At 47.1% G+C, this 380-nt stretch carries 1 protein-coding gene; it reads left to right on the top strand.

What is annotated here, in order from left to right; genetic code table 11:
* Window positions 1–35: 35 nt before the first annotated feature.
* The coding region (locus tag EEB19_RS26710) for a hypothetical protein (RefSeq protein WP_222930018.1) at window positions 36–380 on the top strand (345 nt) is incomplete at its 3' end.

The raw sequence follows: 380 nt of genomic DNA, 5'->3' as shown, positions 1-380 counted from the left end.
CAGAGAATCCTCCTACCCCGAGGCAGGGTGAGGTAGTGGTCTTTGTCGACCACATAGGGCGTGGTTTCAAACCGCCCAGGTCGAAGTTTTTCCGAGATGTTCTTGCCAGTTTCCAACTCCATCCTCAAGATATCGGACCCAACTCGGTGTCCAATCTATGCAACTTCCAAGTCTTCTGTGAAGTGTACTTACAAGAAGAACCAACCGCTGAGCTGTTCCGGGACTTTTTTCATCTGAACTGGCGTACAAAATTTGTAAATGGTCCCAACACTGAACTTGGTGGTGTCTCTATTCAAAAGCAGAAAGAAGTTGAATTCCCTCATGCCAAACTGCACAGTCACCCTAAGGAATGGAACCAGACTTGGTTCTACTGCATAGAT

This window comes from Gordonia sp. OPL2, assembly GCF_003797825.1.
Lineage (GTDB): Bacteria > Actinomycetota > Actinomycetes > Mycobacteriales > Mycobacteriaceae > Gordonia.
The sequence above is the reverse complement of the archived record's forward strand: the minus strand, read 5'-3'. Positions and strand labels throughout refer to the sequence as shown.